Raw genomic sequence first — 14,456 nt, forward strand, 5'->3', positions numbered from 1 at the left:
CTTACTTGGCGCCGTAGAGTTCGGCGAAGGACTTCAGCGTTTCCTTGCGCTTGCCGTAGACGGCGGCCGTATCGTACTTCAGGAGCTTCAGATCGCCGATCAGCGGGCGGGCAGCCGGAATATCGGTGCGCGACGGCATCAGCATCTCACCGGCAACCAGCTTCTGGCCTTCGTCCGAGAGCATGTAGTCGATGAACTTCTTGGCGTCGTCCTGGTTCTTGGACCAGTTCATGATCATGGCTGGGCGCGGCGCGATGACGGTGCCCGAGGCCGGGAACACGACTTCGATATTCTCGCCCTTCTTCTGGGCGGCAAGCGCGATGTAATCGACTGCGCCGAAGACAACGGCCTTGGCACCCTGCAGAACCGGGTTGAGGGCATCGGCATTGGCACCGGCAATGATGGCGCCGTTGGCCTTCAGATCCTTGAAGAGCTTCCAGTCGTCCTGGCCGCCGAGAGCAGCGGTCAGCTCGAAGGACGAGCCAGACTGCGCCGGATCCGGAATGTTGACGAGGTCCTTGTATTCAGGCTTCGCGAGATCGGCCCATTCGGACGGCTTTGGCGTGCCGCTCTTCGAGTTCCAGACGATGCCGAGAGCCGAGATACCCTGCGCCACGGCGCCTTCCGACTTCAAGAAATCAGGCACCTTGGCAGCGTTCGGGCTGGCATAGTTGACGAGCCAGCCGCGTTTGGCAAAATCGTTTGCCGTATCCCAGGACGCCGAGATGACGACGTCGACGACCGGGTTTGCAGCTTCGGCTTCGATGCGGGCCATGACCTTGCCGGTCGTTGCCTGGAAAACATTGACCTTGACGCCCGTCTGGGCCGTGAAGCCAGCCGACAGCTTGTCGATCAGGCTCTGCGGGCCAGCGGTGTAAACGGTGACGTCGGCATGGGCGACGCCCGCCATAAGCGCGGCGGCAACCACGCCAAAAGTGACACTCTTCAAAGACTTAAACATTTTCTAGTCTCTCCTGTTTTGAATTATCGGCAGTCTGTTCAAAAAAGCGGATCTGCGTGGGATCGACGGCAAGGCCTATGCGTTCGCCGGGGCGCAGCTTGAGACGGCTGAGCACCTGCAGCTCGACGCCAGGCAACCCGGCGAGCGAAACCGTGGCCAGATGGCCGTCGCCGCGAAACTGCGAACGCAGCACTTCGGCGCTCAGACGATCGGGGGCGTCTCCAGATGCGGAAATCCCGGCGGTCGGGATCAGGATGCGGGCGCTGCGCGCCGCCGCCTCTTCGGCCGGCATCAACGCCACATCGCTGTCCTTGAAAAACCAGATCGCACCGCGGCGCTCGATATCGGCCAGACAGCCGAGCCGCAGGAAGTCGGCAACCTCAGGCGTCGCAGGGCGCTCGATCAGCATATCGGGTGAAGCAAGCTGCTCGATCAGCCCGCCGCGCATCACCGCAACGTGATCGGCAAGCGTCAGCGCCTCGCTGTGATCGTGGGTGACGTAGATCGCCGTCAGCCCCAATGTCGCAATCAGATCAGCAAGCTCACCGACCATGTTTTCGCGCAGCTCGCGATCGAGGTTCGAAAGCGGCTCATCGAAAAGGATCAGCTGCGGCTCGGCAACGATGGCACGGGCGATCGCCACGCGCTGCTGCTGGCCGCCGGAAAGATCGCTCGGACGGCGGTCGGCAAAGGCTGCAAGCCCGACCTTGTCCAGCGCCCGCATCGTCCGCTCCCGGCGCTCGGCCTTTCCGACGCCGCGCATTTCAAGCGGAAACGAGACATTGCCGCCAACCGTCAGATGTGGCCAGAGCGCATAATCTTGGAAGACCATGCCCAGCCCGCGGCGCTCCGGAGGCACGAAGGTGCCCTCGCCTGCAACGCGCTGCCCGGTAATGGCGATATGGCCCCTCGTCGGCGCCAGCAGGCCGGCGACAAGCCTGAGCAGCGTGGTCTTGCCGCAGCCTGATGGGCCAAGCAGCGCCAGTGTCTCACCCTTGCGAAGAGAGATGTCGATCCCCTTGAGGATGCGCGTCTGCCCATAGCTCAATTCGAGCCCGGCCGCGGAAACGGCGGTATTCGACGGAATTGCGGGGGCGTTCATGGGGAACCGGATGTCGCTTCAGAAATTACGGCGACATTTAGGCAGGCCGGATGACAGCTTTGCGACAGTTCGATTTCAGTTTCATGACAATGGGTTGATGCGCTCTTGGACGCGAGGTCCGGTGGTCAGCGATCCAGCAATTCGATCGGTCCCAATGTCTTGCCCGATATCTTGCTGGCGGCGACCGCATAGCCGCCGCTGGCGCCGTCGATGAAATGGATGTGGTCGCGCGACATCGGCGTCGGCACGAAACAGGTCATCAGCGCCGAATCCTGCCGGTGCAGGCCGTAACGGGCGATCCCCTTGCTCTGCGCCTCCTTGAGCAGGGCTTCGATCCGCTCGAACCGCGCGCTATCGACATCGATCGTCATTTTCAGTCCGTCGTCGAATTTGCGGAAATCGGAATTTCCGGCGACGTCGCGCTTGTATTGATGCGCGTCGAACCTGCCGAAGGGGATGCCCAGCTTGAAGAAAATCACGGTCAGTGCCAGCTGCAGCATGATGAACAGTTTTTGGCGCCATTGCCTGCCAGCCGCCGCGGTTGCCTTGGCCTCGCGCTCGATGCCCTTCCTCGAGAAAGACAGGTCCGGGCCGTCTGCAGGCACTGGATGGCCGCCGCGGCCTTGTTCCGACGAGATGGCGACGATGGCGGTGACCAGCGACTGGAACTCCGGACCGGAGCCCGCTTCACCGGGAACGGCGATGATCGAGACGATTTCCCCGTTCTCGGCCTCGATCGGGTTCCAGCGGCAGGAGAGACCGGCCAAATCCGGCCGGGTGCCCGCGGGGGCTGCGGCAACGCCGTAGCGTCCCGATTTCATCTGCTTTTCGGCCCAACTGTTGCCCCCGCCGGCAAACATGGCGTAGGTCACGTAGGGGCTTGCCGAATAGCGGGCAACGCGCACATCCAGCCCTTCCTTGCGGATATCGGCAACGGGAACGATCGCGGTCCGCAGGTCGAGGCCGAGGTCTTCCCTCACCCAGACCTGGACTGCGGCAAGGGCCGCGCGGGCAGCATCCTCATGCGATGCAGGCAGGGCGATCATCGCGCCATCGCCGCCGAAGACGAAGGGAAAATCACCTTTTCCGACAGCGTTCAGCACGGCGGAAATCACCGAGGCGCCCGCCATGTTGACGTCCTTGTAGCGCCCGTCACCGATCGCCCTGGTGGAGCCGACGATGTCGGCCAGCGCCAGGATCCATCCCTCGGGCAGGGGGCGGTAATTGCCAGTATCGGCCACACCCTTGAACTCGGCAAAGACCGGCACGGAAGCAAAGAACTTATCGTTGGAAGCGGCGCTCATGATCCGACCTTATCACAGACAGTTGTAGCGGCGGCAACGCCATTTCAGGAGTTACGGCAATCGACTTCGCACAGTTTCGTGTGATAGCACCGCAAGATAAAAATGAATGACGGACAAGGACATAGATGAGCCGCCTCGACAGCTTCATCCGCCGCCTGACGGCTCAGCGCGATATCTTGAATTCGATCGTCGGTCTGGTCGGGCCGCTTGAGGGTCCGGTCATCGAATTCGGTCTCGGCAACGGGCGAACTTACGACCATCTGCGCGAGATTTTCGCCGGCCGCCGCATCATCGCCTTCGACCGCGAGGTCCGTTCCTATTCCGCCTCGACGCCGCCCGCCGAAGATATGGTGACCGGCGATATCCGCGAGACGGGGCAGCGTTTTCTCGGCGTCAACGCGGCGCTTGCGCATGCCGATATCGGCACCGGTCACGACGATATCGATGCCGTGACCCTGACCTGGCTGCCGCAGCTGATGGCCGGCGTTCTGCGCTCCGGCGGCATTGCCGTCTCCGGCCTGCCGCTCGACCGGCCGGAGCTTGAACCCCTGCCGCTGCCTGACGGCATCAAATCCGGGCGTTATTTCCTCTACCGCCGTACATAGCGTTCAGTCGCTGCAGATCTCCGGCATCGGGCCGGACGCGCCGAGCTTCGCATAGCGGCGCTCGAATTCGCCGGCGAGATCGCCAAGCGTCACCGCTTTCAGCCGGGAGAGGATCAGCGCCTCGGCCTCCCGCAAGGTATCGCCGACGGCATTGTTGACCGCCTGCTCGACCAGACATTCCGGATGATCGGATGCCGGGCCGATGGCGAACAGCTCCGGCTCGCCGATCGCCTGGTAGACATCGAGCAGGGCGATCTCGGCCAGTGGCTTGACCAGCGTCCAGCCGCCGTGATGGCCCTTTTCCGAGCGCACATATCCCTGATCCCTGAGCCCCGCCATGGTGCGGCGGACGACAACAGGATTGGTGCTCAGCATCCCGGCGATCATTTCGGATGTCACCGGTTTCTGATGCCGGTCCATGTGGATCAGCACATGCAGCATGCGGGACAGGCGGCTGTCACTTCTCATCGTGATCCTCGTAAGCGTCTGCTCCGCACTATCCCATGCCATTCGTAACAACACAAGTGACGTAAGGCTTGACGGGCCATATCACGTAACTTATGTAGGTGCGTGAAATACGAAAAGGAGCGACATCATGCATTACGAGGCAATCGTCATCGGCGGCAATTTTTCAGGGCTCTCCGCCGCCATGCAGCTTGCCCGTGCCCGCCGCCGCATCCTGCTGATCGATGCCGGGCGTCCGCGCAATCGCTTCGCCGAGGCATCGCACGGGTTTCTCGGCCAGGACGGCGTGGCCCCGGTTGCGATCATGCAGGAAGGCAAGCGTCAGCTTTCCGCCTATCCGACGGTAAGCTTCGCCGATGGGGAAGCGACCGCGGCCGAAAAGACCGGTGGCGGATTCAATGTGGCGCTGGCGGATGGACGGCAGTTCAGCGCCGACCGGTTGCTGCTGGCGACAGGCGTCAAGGATACGCTGCCGGATATTCCGGGCCTTGCAGAGCGTTGGGGCCGCTCGGCGCTTCATTGCCCTTATTGCCACGGATACGAGGTGCGCGACCGTGCGCTCGGCGTGCTCGGCAGCCACCCCTTCTCGATCCACGCAGCGCTGCTGATCCCGGATTGGGGTCCGGCCACCTATTTCTCGCAGGGGCTCGTCGAGCCTGATCAGGAGCAGCTGGCGCAACTGGCGGCCCGTCAGGTTCGCGTCGAAAGCAGCCCGATCGTCGAATTCCTCGGCACCGCGCCGGATCTCGAGGCTGTCAGGCTTGAGGATGGCCGTGTCCTGCCGCTCTCAGCGATCTTCGTCGCGCCCAAAGTATCGATGGCCACCCCGCTTGCCGAACAGCTCGGCTGCGAATTCGATGATGCACCGCTTGGCCCTGTCATTCGTCTCGATGAGCGCAAGGAAACCACAGTGAAAGGCGTCTATGCCGCAGGCGACGCGACGAACCCGATGCACAACGCCACACTGGCCTCAGCCTCCGGCGTGCTTGCCGGCGTCCATTGCCACCAGTCGCTGGCGCTGGGTATGGCGCATTAGGGTAGAAACAGCACGTCGTACTGATCGATCCCGCCGGGCATCTCGCGCACTTTCATCTGCTGCTCGCCCTCCTCGAAAAACACGAGGCAGTTCTCGTAGAAGGAGGCCAGGGTGGCGATGAAATCGCGGGTCTGTTCCGGGCCGTAAAAAAGCGGCGTGAACTCCATGTAGAGGGGCACGCGCCGCTTCATCAGCTCGGTCATCGAGCGGCAGGCGACGGGCTCGTATCCCTCGATATCCATCCAGACCAGACCGACGGCGCTCTGTTCGAGGCCGAGATCGCCAAGGATTGCCGCGACCGGGCGGACGGGAACGCTGATCCTGGTATCGGACGGGCTCTGCCTGATCGCGCTGCTCTTGCCGTGATTGGCGGCATTCATGAAGAAGTCGATCTCACCTGCCGTCTCTCCTGCGGCGCAATTGACCGGTGTGACGATCCCGTCCAGCCGGTTCTGGCGGATATTCGTCTGCAGCAGGGGAAAGTTGCGCGGATCCGGCTCGACGCTGACGATGCGGGAATAGGCGCCGCTCAGCGCGAAATAGACGGTCTGCGTGCCGATATTGCCGCCGAGTTCCAGCAGCACGCTGTCCTTGCGCGATAGGCCGCGCTCCCGGAGCACGGCCAGCAGCCGGTCGACATGATCACGATCGAAATGCCCCTTCCGGAAGACCTTGCGGCCGATATAGTCGGATGGCGAAAAGGTCATGCGGTGGTCTCCGGCATCGACGGTCATCGTCAGCACTCGCGGTCCGATGCTTTCGATCAAAAGACGGCGGCCGAAGCGGGTATCGAAGAAGCGGGCAGCGGCGGCATTGCGCATCTTGCGGAGCCGCTTCATCCAGTATTTCTGCGTCAGCAGCGCATTGGCGGCCATCAGGCTTTTCCTTGCAGCGGCAGCGCCGCCTTGTCCTTGGGAATCACGAAGACCTTCAGCGGCAGCGCCCGGCCGCGGACGTTGATCTCGTGGCTCTCGATACCCGTCATGTCGGCGCCGGCGCGCTCGGCAACCGGTTCGGAAATGACGATCGCCGCGTCGAATTCCTTGGCGGCATGTTCCAGGCGGCTGGCGACGTTGACGGTATCGCCGACGGCGGTCAGGCTGCGGACGCGGCCGTATCCCATCGTACCGACGACCGCCGGACCGGTGTGGATGCCGATAGCGATCTGCAGCGGGATCGACAGCTCCTCGGCCAGCTCATGGCCAAGCTTCTCGATCTCTTCGGCGATGGTCGCTGCCGCCTTCAGCGCCTGCCTGCAGCCCTCTTCCGGCGAGGTGTTGATGCCGAACAGAGCCATGGCGCCGTCGCCAATGAACTTGTCGACACGGCCGCCGGCCTGCTCGACAGCCTTGCCGACCAGCGCGAAATAGCGGTTCAACAGGAAGACGATATCGAAGGGAAGACGGGGCTCCGTCAGCGCCGTGAAATTGCGCATGTCGCAGAAGAGTACCGCGATATCCCGCTCGCGGCCGGGGCTCGTTTCCTGCGTGTTGGCAGGTAGAGTCGCCTCCGTTGCCGGGATCAGCAGCGGCACGACGGTCAGGTCATGGTTCGGCCGCAGCTGGCAGGCAAGCCGGACATCCGGGGCGGCATTGATCCGCCGGAGCGTCGTCTGTTCCATCTTGTCGGGTGGCGGCAGGCTCTCGTAGTCGCTGAGGATCTGGACGCGGCAAGTGGAACACTGCCCCTTGCCGCCGCAGACAGAGTAATGCGGCAAGCCGCCAAGACGGCTCGCCTCCAGCACGGTGAAGCCGCGCGGCACATGGATCGTCTCGCCAGCCGGGTAGTGGACAGCAATCTGATCGGTGGCTTCCTTCCATTTGCGCAGGCTGCGGGCGAGGACGACCGAGAGCAGCGCCAGCGAAAAGCTGCTGTAGAGACCGGCGCGGATCAAGGCGATCTGCCTTTGCGCTTCCGGGTCGGAATAGTAGCGGCGGTTCAGGTTCTGCAGATAATGGCCGGTATCGACGAGACCCTCATAGGCAGGCTCGGCGATCGTCCGGCCCATTTCGGCGAAGCCGAGAAGGGCGAGCACTGGAAGCAGGATTGCCAAAGCCAGAAGCAACGGCGAAAAAGCCTGATACCACGGGCGATAGCGCAGCCAGAAATGCAGGCCGATGCATCCGTGAGTCCAGACGACGACGACCGCAAGCGCCTGGCGCACACCCGAACTCGGCGAATTGATCCACAACAGACTGACGATCGTTTCGTAGTTGTCGGAGTAGTGAAACAGCTCGTGGACGATGCGCGTGCCGATCACATGGTCCATGATGATCAACGGGATGGCCAGGCCGAGAGCGATCTGCGCCAGCTCACCCTTCGGCATAACGAGGCTGCGCCGGATATAAAGCGAGCGCAGCGCCAGCGTCATGTGGGTGAGGATGGCGCCATAAAGAGCAACCGTCCCGACCGGGTTGCGCCACAGCATCATGAACAGCCGGCGGCCATCCTCGGCGGCTCCGACCGAAATCAGCCCGAGCGCATGGTTCGACAGATGCAGCGTCACGAACAGGAACATGATCAGCCCGGCGCCCAGCCGGGCACGCCGGATGTTCCGCTCCGTGAAAATGCTTGTGTCTGCGACGGCGGCCATTCATTCCCGTTCTTGAAGATCGAATCTCTTATGCAATAGAGATGTTCGAAGAGAAGCGGAATGCCGTCTTCTTCAACTGCGATCACATTCTATATGTTTATCAGCAACTCTTAAGGAAGCGGACCATAGCGCAGAATTTCGCCGCGGGCTGGATCGGGAATTGGAAACGCTCTGTCTCGGCGAGCGCTCGGTGATGAAGATTGCCTTTTACGCGCCGTTGAAGTCTCCCGGTCATCCGGTCCCCTCCGGCGACCGGCTGATGGGCAGGCTTCTGATGCGCGCGCTCGATCTGGCAGGCCATGAGGTCGAACTCGTCTCCAGCTTCCGGAATTTCGCCGCAACACCGGAGGCCGCAGCGCTCCTGGAAGAGGGCCGCCAGAGCGAATTGCAGTGGCTGCGGGCAGAGTTTGCTGCCGGCGCTAAGCCGGACCTCTGGTTTTGCTACCACCCCTATTACAAATCGCCGGATCCGTTCGGTCCCGTCCTTTGCGGTGAACTCGACATTCCCTATGTGACGGTCGAGGCATCCTATTCGCCGAAGCGTGATCAAGGCCCCTGGCAGCCGTCCCAGGCGCTGGTCGCCAGCGCTATCCGGCAGGCGGCGGTTAACATCGCGATGACGGCGCGGGACCGCGCCGGTGTCGAGCGGGCGATTCCCGAGGCACGCATGGCCTCGATCCAGCCATTCATCGATCCGGTGCTCTATGCAGAGCCCGGCACGGTTGCCGATCCAACGCAGTTGATCGCGGTTGCGATGATGCGCCCGGGCGACAAGATGCAAAGCTATGCGATGCTTGCTGCCGCCTTGCATCAGATCCGCGATACGGCCTGGACACTGGCGATCGCCGGTGACGGTCCTGAAAGGCATGCTGCCGAAGCGCTGTTTGCCGGTTTCGAACCCGGACGCGTCGAATGGTGCGGTGAGCGCAGCCCGGAAGATATTGCCGCGCTGCTGAAGCAGTCTGCGATATATGTCTGGCCGGGTTGCGGTGAGGCCTATGGCCTGGCCTATCTGGAGGCGCAGGCCGCCGGGCTTCCCGCCGTCGCCCAGGATACCGCGGGTGTCCCGGCGGTGATCGGCAACGGCTCCACCGGCGTATTGACACCTGAAGGCGACGTGGCGGCCTATGCTGGCGCAATCCGTGAGCTGCTGGAGCGCCCGGAGAAACAGCGTAAGATGGGGGCCGAAGCGCGCCGGTTCGTTCTCGAAGAGCGGTCGATCGCCACCGCGGCAGCGGCCCTCGACGATATCTTGAAGACCTATGCAGGAGTGAAGCGATGAGCGGCAATATGGCCTGGGAACCCCTTCGCGGCGAGTTGGCGCGGTGGACTGCCGCGGGTCGCACCGCGGCCTTCTGGTGGCGCGATGACGATGCGATCGAACCGACCGACGCGCTCGACAGACTGCTAGGCCTCGCCAATCGCTATGACGTCCCTCTGACGCTTGCCGTTGTGCCGGCGAAGACCGGACCGGCGCTGTCGCGGCGTCTGGCCAACGAGAAGAATGCAGCCGTCGCAGTTCATGGCTGGGCGCATCAAAATCACGCCCCGGCGGAGGAGAAGAAGCAGGAGCTTGGCAGCCATCGCCTGGCCGAGGCGGTGCTTGGCGAGCTCTATCACGGCTTCCTCAATCTGAAGCAGCTTCACGAGACGTCTTTCGTGCCGATGCTGGTGCCGCCCTGGAACCGGATCGACGATGCGCTGATCCCGAAGCTTTCCGCACTCGGCTTCGAGAGCCTTTCCACCTATGGACAAGCCGCGCCGGATCAGCCGATCGGCATCCTGAACACCCATGTCGATATCATGGATTGGCATGGTACCCGCGGCGGGCGGCCGGAAGAAGAGCTGATTGCAGAACTGGTCGCCGAGCTGCAAAGCCGCTTCGAGGGCAGCGACGAGCCGATCGGTCTTCTGACGCACCATCTCGTCCATGACGCCGCAGCCTGGAATTTCTGCGATGCGCTGTTCAGGGAGACAGCCGGGATCAAGGCGGTCGCCTGGACGCCCGCCGCCAGCTTGCTCAAGACCTAGATATCGATAACCTGATTGTCGCGGGCGGCAAAGGATGCCGGGAAAGCGGCCTGCGCCTCACGCTCCATCTGGCCGAGCTGCTGGTCGGTACGCGACGGGGCGTGATGGAAAAGCGCGAATTGCTTCGTGCCCGCCATCTTGGCCAACTCGACGCCGTGCTGCCAGGTCGAGTGACCGAAGCCCTTGAAGCGCTGCATCTCGTCTTCGTTGTAGGTGCAGTCGTAGATCGCCAGATCGGCGTCCTTCATCATCTCCAGCGACACCGGATCGTAAGAACCCGGGATGTGCTCGATATCGAAGATCAGCGCAACGGACCGGCCACCCCATTCGATACGGTAGCCAATGGCGCCGCCCGGATGGTTCAGCATGTAGGTCTTGATCTTGATGCCGTCGCGCGGCGACAGGACTTCGCCGGCGTGGAAATCGCGGAAATCCATCGTTGCCTGGCAGATGTCGGTCTTCACCGGGAACCAGGGCGGACTGATGAACTGGTTGACCATCTCCTTGGTGGTCATCTTTCCGTCCAGATGTCCTGACCAGATGTTCAGGTGGATCGACGGGTAATAGATGGCCTTGAAGAAGGGCAGACCGATGATGTGGTCATAGTGGCAGTGGCTGAAAAATAGATCGACGTCGCTGACGCTCTCGTTGAGCATCGCGAGCCCGGCTTCGCGCAGGCCGGAGCCAGCGTCGAAAATCATACGGTGGGCGCCGCAACGGATTTCGATGCACGTGGTGTTGCCACCATAGTGATCGAACTCGGGTCCCGAAACCGGGATGCTGCCCCGGACGCCCCAAAACTTAACCTGAAATAGTTCTTTGCTCATTCTTTCGTCGATCGGACGTTCCCGTGGATGCGATCGTAACCACAAACTGATCTGGTTGCGAAGAGCACCATGCTACGGACATGCCGTTTCCTTACCAATCCGCCTACCGCTACAGGCAGAACAAGTAGATTTTCCTAAGCAAGCGGTTTTCGCCTTGGATTGCAACTGGATATGGTTTGTTTTCGGTAAACGGAAGCGGCCGGGCCTGCAAATGGCGGAGAACGGATCCGTGTTTCCTGACATTAGATGGGTTCTAATGTCGCAAATTGCAAATTGGCGCCTAATGCGAGCTTCGTCTACACCGGACTGGTCTCGGCGCCGGAAAGAATAGGCACCGGGCCAAGCACCCTGCGATCACGCCTTGATGATGTGATCGCCAGCCAGGCCGAGGCGCGCGAATACATTGCGTGTATCGACGATCAGAGGCGCGCTCTCAGCCAGCACGCCGTAGTCAACCGCGTCGTGATCGGTGGCGATAAGAACCACATCATAGTCCGCAAGCGTCTCGGTGCTGATCTCAACGGACTTACGGCCCTTCAGCGCCTGGTATTCGCGCGTCGGCGGGATTTCGGCCACGAAAGGATCGCTGTAGTCGGCCTTGCCGCCGCGCTCCTCGATGATCTCGATCAGCCTGAGCGACGGGCTCTCGCGAATATCGGCGACGTTCTTCTTGTAGGCGAGACCGATCACCAGCACCTTGCTGCGGCTCAGCGCCTTGCCGGCGCGGATATCGAGCGCCTCGGCAAGCTTTCCGACCACATAGCGCGGCATTGCGGAATTGATCTCGCCCGCCAACTCGATGAAACGGGTCGGAAGCTCGTATTCGCGGGATTTCCAGGTCAGATAGAAGGGGTCGATCGGAATGCAGTGCCCGCCGAGACCGGGACCGGGATAGAACGGCATATAGCCGAACGGCTTGGTCTTGGCGGCGTCGATCACTTCCCAGACGTCGATACCCATGGCTGCGTAAACGGTCTTCAGTTCATTGACGAGCGCGATATTGACCGAGCGGAAGATGTTCTCCGTCAGCTTGACGGCTTCAGCGGTCGCATTCGACGAGACAGGGACGACTGTCGAGACGGCCGCCCCGTAGAAGCTCTTCATCAGCTCCAGCGCATCCGGCCCGTCACCCGCGACGACTTTGGGAATGGTCGCCGTGTTGTAATGCTGGTTGCCGGGGTCTTCGCGCTCCGGAGAAAAGCCGATGAAGAAATCGGCGCCCGACTTCAAACCGGTCTTTTCGAGGATTACTTTGACGACGTCGTCGGTTGTCCCCGGATAGGTGGTCGATTCCAGCACGACCAGCTGGCCCGGTCGCAGGTGTTCGGCAATGGCGCGCGACGTCGCCTCGACATAGGAAAGATCCGGATCCCGGTGCTTGGTCAGGGGCGTCGGCACGCAGATGACGATGACATCGCAGGCTTTCAGCCCGGCAAAATCGGTGGTTGCCGAAAAGCGGTGTGCCTCGATCTCAGCGGCGAGAGCCACATCGGTCACCGCATCGATGTAGGATTTCCGCGCATCAAGCGCGACGATCTTCTTCGGATCGATGTCGAAACCGGTGACCGGAAAGCCGCTGCGGGCGATCGCCATCGCGAGCGGCAGGCCGACATAGCCGAGGCCGATGATGCCGGCGCGGGCGGTGCGATCGCTGATCTTTGCGGAAAGGGCGGCTGATGTCTGTGAGGTGGCCAAGACGGGGTCTCTTCTGACGAGGAAAGTCATGGGTGAGATAATGCAAGATCGCAATGATTTAAACCCGCCTTCTGCCTGACAGGATGGTGAAGCGGTCGTGATCGGCGTCGCCCGATACAAGCCGTAATCGCAACGCACCTCTTTTGCACTGTGGCCGAAAAGACTCGCTGGCCGCAGACATCGAAACCGGAGGCAGAAAATTATCCGGATACCATTGTTTCGAACCCGCCAAATGCCTATTTAAATGAGATAATGAACCACCAGAAAGGACACCCGTCCTCGCTCTTTTCGGGCTCTGACAGGTAGGTTTGCCGGGTCTTCGGCAGATCGTTGACACAATAATACCGCTCGTCCATCTTGACCCCCGCCCTGCGCGTGACCGCGCTGCAGGCAGGTTTTTCGTCGCTTTCAGGAACGGACGTGCTTGATGAGGATAATACCAAAAATGAGCACGATCGAATCCAGCGTGTCCTCCATTCTTCTGGACCGCGTCGCCGAATGGCTGACCAATTCTTCGCTGGCCGGGGATGATCTGGAGAATATCGTTCGCGGTTTCTGCGAGCGCATCGCCGCTGCCGGTCTGCCGATCGCCCGCGTTCACCTGACCTTTTCCATGCTGCATCCGCTTTATGATGCGCTGAGCTTCACCTGGCGGCGCTCGAGTGGCGTCACGATCGAGGGCTACCGGCATTCGGCAGGCGCCAAGCCGGATCGTTTCCTGCAGAGCCCCTATTACTACCTGCTCGACAACAACCTGCAGCATATCCGCCGCCGGATGAGCCAGGAAGGACCGGCAGAATTCCCGATCTTCGACGACCTCCGCAAGGAGAAGATCACCGACTATCTCGCTTTCGTGCAGCCGTTCGGCGATGGCTCGGTCCAGGGCATGATGGGCTCGTGGTCGACGGATGCGCATTCCGGCTTTTCCGACGACATGATCGAAGCGCTGCTGCGCATGCAGAATCATCTGGCGGTCGCGGCCAAGATGGCGGTGCTCGGCAAGCTCGCCAACAACATGCTGACCACCTATCTCGGCGGCGATGCCGGCAAGCGGGTGCTGAACGGCCAAATTCGCCGCGGCGACGGCGAGACGATCCGTGCGGCCCTCGTCATGGGTGACATGCGGCAATCGACGATGTTCGCCGAAAAGGAAGGCCGCCAGGCCTATATCGATACGCTGAACGAGTTCTTCGACGCGATCGCTGCACCCTTCAACCGCAATGGCGGCGAGATCCTGAGCTTCCTCGGCGACGGCTTTCTCGCCGTCTATCCGTGCGGCCGCCACAAGGACCCCTCGAAAATTGCTGCACAGGCAGCACTATCGGCCGTCCATCAGGCACAGTCGCGTGTTGCCGAGCTTAACAATGAGCGCGCCGGAAAAAACATGAGCCCGGTGCGCTACGGCATCGGGCTGCATATCGGCAACGTCATGTTCGGCAATGTCGGCCTCAAGGACCGGTTGACGTTCTCGGCCTTCGGTTCGGCCGTCAACGAAGTCCAGCGCCTGCAGTCGCTGACCAAGAAGTATAATCGCGAGGTCGTCGCCAGCCAGGCCTTCGCCGGCTATTGCGGCGGCGAATGGACGACGCTCGGCGAGGAAAAGCTGCGCGGCATCCGCCAGAAAGTCACCGTGCTGCAGCCGCGCATCACGCCGCCGCCGCTCGCCGATGGCGGAACCTTCCAGGACGTCGCCCAGAATGGCCTGTCCGAAGCCGAACAGGTGATCCTGCTGCATCGTGACGCGAAGAAGCAGGAGAAGCGTCCGATGGTTGAAAGGTTCGTTCAGTAAGCGGCACTCAAAGAGGCCGATTTTTGCTTGAATATCAGCGCTAAAGCG

Annotated in this window: 13 protein-coding genes; 5 read left to right on the forward strand and 8 right to left on the reverse strand. The window is 61.8% G+C overall.

The window, feature by feature from the left end:
• Nucleotide 1: 1 nt before the first annotated feature.
• The 3 genes from AC1DNK_RS16940 to AC1DNK_RS16950 form a co-directional block, all read right to left on the reverse strand.
• Nucleotides 2–961: an ABC transporter substrate-binding protein gene (locus AC1DNK_RS16940; protein WP_477942270.1), complete on the reverse strand. Its 960-nt coding sequence runs from the start codon at nucleotides 959–961 to the stop codon at nucleotides 2–4.
• Nucleotides 954–2,063 carry an ABC transporter ATP-binding protein gene (locus AC1DNK_RS16945; RefSeq protein ID WP_112386658.1) on the reverse strand — a complete coding sequence of 370 codons (1,110 nt, stop codon included), beginning with the start codon at nucleotides 2,061–2,063 and terminating at the stop codon, nucleotides 954–956. Before AC1DNK_RS16945 ends, AC1DNK_RS16940 begins: the two co-directional genes overlap by 8 nt.
• A gap of 125 nt (nucleotides 2,064–2,188) precedes the next feature.
• A complete protein-coding gene (locus tag AC1DNK_RS16950; RefSeq protein ID WP_477942271.1) occupies nucleotides 2,189–3,367 on the reverse strand; it encodes a DUF3095 domain-containing protein in 1,179 nt (392 codons plus the stop codon).
• Between the two features lie 125 nt (nucleotides 3,368–3,492).
• On the opposite strand from AC1DNK_RS16950, the gene AC1DNK_RS16955 reads away from it, so the two are divergent.
• Nucleotides 3,493–3,972: a class I SAM-dependent methyltransferase gene (locus AC1DNK_RS16955; RefSeq protein ID WP_477942273.1), complete on the forward strand. Its 480-nt coding sequence runs from the start codon at nucleotides 3,493–3,495 to the stop codon at nucleotides 3,970–3,972.
• Nucleotides 3,973–3,975: 3 nt separating this feature from the next.
• On the opposite strand, the gene AC1DNK_RS16960 is transcribed toward AC1DNK_RS16955, so the two are convergent.
• A complete protein-coding gene (locus tag AC1DNK_RS16960; RefSeq protein WP_477942275.1) occupies nucleotides 3,976–4,440 on the reverse strand; it encodes an Rrf2 family transcriptional regulator in 465 nt (154 codons plus the stop codon).
• 127 nt (nucleotides 4,441–4,567) lie between these two features.
• Between AC1DNK_RS16960 and AC1DNK_RS16965 the strand changes: the two genes are divergently transcribed.
• A complete protein-coding gene (locus AC1DNK_RS16965; RefSeq protein WP_477942276.1) occupies nucleotides 4,568–5,473 on the forward strand; it encodes an NAD(P)/FAD-dependent oxidoreductase in 906 nt (301 codons plus the stop codon).
• On the opposite strand, the gene AC1DNK_RS16970 is transcribed toward AC1DNK_RS16965, so the two are convergent.
• Nucleotides 5,470–6,348 (reverse strand): FkbM family methyltransferase, encoded by an 879-nt coding sequence (locus AC1DNK_RS16970; protein WP_477942278.1) that lies wholly within the window; start codon nucleotides 6,346–6,348, stop codon nucleotides 5,470–5,472. The two genes, AC1DNK_RS16965 and AC1DNK_RS16970, sit on opposite strands and share 4 nt — an antisense overlap.
• Nucleotides 6,348–8,066: an adenylate/guanylate cyclase domain-containing protein gene (locus AC1DNK_RS16975; protein ID WP_112386653.1), complete on the reverse strand. Its 1,719-nt coding sequence runs from the start codon at nucleotides 8,064–8,066 to the stop codon at nucleotides 6,348–6,350. The genes AC1DNK_RS16970 and AC1DNK_RS16975 overlap by 1 nt, the downstream gene beginning before the upstream one ends.
• 193 nt (nucleotides 8,067–8,259) lie before the next feature.
• On the opposite strand from AC1DNK_RS16975, the gene AC1DNK_RS16980 reads away from it, so the two are divergent.
• Both AC1DNK_RS16980 and AC1DNK_RS16985 read left to right on the forward strand, forming a co-directional pair.
• On the forward strand, nucleotides 8,260–9,348 hold the full coding sequence (locus AC1DNK_RS16980; RefSeq protein ID WP_477942509.1) for a glycosyltransferase family 4 protein: 1,089 nt from the start codon (nucleotides 8,260–8,262) through the stop codon (nucleotides 9,346–9,348).
• Nucleotides 9,345–10,097 carry a polysaccharide deacetylase family protein gene (locus AC1DNK_RS16985; RefSeq protein ID WP_477942279.1) on the forward strand — a complete coding sequence of 251 codons (753 nt, stop codon included), beginning with the start codon at nucleotides 9,345–9,347 and terminating at the stop codon, nucleotides 10,095–10,097. The genes AC1DNK_RS16980 and AC1DNK_RS16985 overlap by 4 nt, the downstream gene beginning before the upstream one ends.
• Here the strand turns inward: AC1DNK_RS16985 and AC1DNK_RS16990 are convergent.
• The gene (locus AC1DNK_RS16990; protein WP_112598448.1) at nucleotides 10,094–10,924 is read right to left on the reverse strand and encodes an MBL fold metallo-hydrolase; all 831 of its coding nucleotides are present in this window, start codon (nucleotides 10,922–10,924) and stop codon (nucleotides 10,094–10,096) included. The genes AC1DNK_RS16985 and AC1DNK_RS16990 overlap by 4 nt on opposite strands.
• A 354-nt stretch (nucleotides 10,925–11,278) precedes the next feature.
• A complete protein-coding gene (locus AC1DNK_RS16995) occupies nucleotides 11,279–12,649 on the reverse strand; it encodes a nucleotide sugar dehydrogenase (RefSeq protein ID WP_477942280.1) in 1,371 nt (456 codons plus the stop codon).
• Nucleotides 12,650–13,064: 415 nt separating this feature from the next.
• Between AC1DNK_RS16995 and AC1DNK_RS17000 the strand changes: the two genes are divergently transcribed.
• The gene (locus tag AC1DNK_RS17000) at nucleotides 13,065–14,408 is read left to right on the forward strand and encodes an adenylate/guanylate cyclase domain-containing protein (RefSeq protein WP_112516534.1); all 1,344 of its coding nucleotides are present in this window, start codon (nucleotides 13,065–13,067) and stop codon (nucleotides 14,406–14,408) included.
• Nucleotides 14,409–14,456: the final 48 nt, after the last annotated feature.

This window comes from Rhizobium sp. 01N424 (assembly GCF_056399485.1).